The organism is Mesorhizobium sp. M5C.F.Ca.IN.020.29.1.1 (assembly GCF_003997375.1).
Lineage (GTDB): Bacteria > Pseudomonadota > Alphaproteobacteria > Rhizobiales > Rhizobiaceae > Mesorhizobium > Mesorhizobium wenxiniae.
The window spans coordinates 1-1773 of the sequence record NZ_RZSW01000869.1; the positions used below are offsets into that span (position 1 = coordinate 1).

The window sequence follows — 1773 nt, forward strand, 5'->3', positions numbered from 1 at the left end:
GGCCCGGCTCCAATTCGCCGCCCGAGCGGAGGACGAAAGCAATCGTCTCCGTGCTGTCAGGACTTTCTCGAGCCTCATCTTTGGATCGTTCTGAACCCGGGAGACCCGCGGCGGCGGTATTTTCGGTGAGCGTGATCATGGGGCGGTTCTCTTCAGTCCGTGACGCGTTCGCCGATAGCCCCTCATCTCCCGTGCCAAACACGAAAACCGTTTCAAATCAGCCTAATAAACCTAGCTCTGCTACGTTGCGTATCCGACATCGTCGGAAATCGGACAAGGCGCAACGTGGTTGAATAGCGCGGCCGGGAGGTATCCTGTCCTTTCGAGAAGATGCCAGGTAGAGAAGATGCTAGGCAATGCATCGACGAATACCGCCATTCTCAAGCCCAAAGTAAATCGCAAGCTATCAGGCGTCGAGCGCCGCTTTGATTTTGACCATCGGCGGTGTACCGAGAGAGATAGGATCTGACGTTGGCCTATATATCTGGCGCTTGATGGTCTTGAGACGATTGATCTGTCCTTCGACGGGACTGGCGCTCCAGGCTGGGTAATTGCGGCCCGAACAGCCGCAATGTCACGGCCGATGCTTACTGCAAGGGAAAGCCAGTTCGCCTGTCCGTGGCGTCCTCGATTGCGGACGCCTTGCGTGAGCCGGATTCGGCAACCGGTCCCTGCCACGGCAGATCAGCCACCCGGCGCATGTGTGGCTGTGGACGCGGCCGGTTCGGCAGCCGCAGGAGGGACAGCACGATTCTGTCACCTTCGGCGCCGGGCTATAAGCACCACCTTGTCGGCCGCCTGTGGAAGAATTTGGACATCGACGGGCGAGAGCAACCAGTGGCAAAAAGAAAAACCTTGCACGATCACTCGGGCCGTGAACAGGAAATGGGGCTCAGAGTTCAGGCCAAGTAGGCGACCCGCTGGAGAAGCTGAATGCGGTGGTGCCGTGGGAGGTCTTCCGTAAGCTTGGCCAGCGCTGCCTAGTTGTTTGATCCCAGGTTTTTGATGGGCATCATTATCCTCCGAATCAAAGGATGCGCTATGGGCCATGTATGGATGGCCTCCGCGTGGCAAGGGCTTTTCGGCGCTTCTGACGAGTTGGTCGGGTGCAGGCATGTATACGGCCTCTGATTGCGGCGCGTTGATGCCGCGGGCCCTGATGAAGTCCGCGGATCGGGTTCCTTTCAGGTTCGCGAGCTGTTGGCGCATGGCCCATAACGGATTGTCCCGATCCCGGCTCGACCGTTCGTCATCACACCATCAGCACCTCACCAATCTGCAATCGTCCTGCGGTTTCTTCTACTTGGCGGCAGGCTCGAATCTCTTTCCGGTTGTCATCACCGCCCAGGCGATCCTGGCCATCTTGTTTGCGAGCGCGACAGCAACGACATTGTAGGGCTTCTGCGCGAGCAGTCCGGCCGCCCATCGCGTCGACGTCGCTTTTGCCTTCCGACTGTAGCGAAGGACAGCATGCGCTCCGATGATGAGAAGCCGACGGATGTAAGGATCGCCTTGCTTGCTGATCCGTCCAAGACGCTCCTTGCCGCCTGACGAGTTCTGCCGTGGGACAAGGCCGAGCCAAGCTGCAAGCTGTCTGCCAGATTTGAACAGCGACACGTCCGTGATGGTCGCGGCCATCGCGCTCGCGGTGATCGGGCCGATTCCGGGGATGGTTTCCAGTCGCCGGCTTAGTTCGTTCGAGCGGTGCCAGTGGTGAATCTGGCGATTCAGCCCAGCTACCTTCTCGTGAACCTCTCGCAACTGTTCGATGAG

1 protein-coding gene is annotated in these 1773 nt (G+C 58.9%); it reads right to left on the minus strand.

Going from position 1 to position 1773, the window contains the following annotated elements; all coding sequences use genetic code 11:
* Positions 1–1299 precede the first annotated feature (1299 nt).
* On the minus strand, positions 1300–1773 hold a 474-nt coding region (locus tag EOA85_RS34455; RefSeq protein WP_127212656.1), incomplete at its 5' end, for an IS110 family transposase.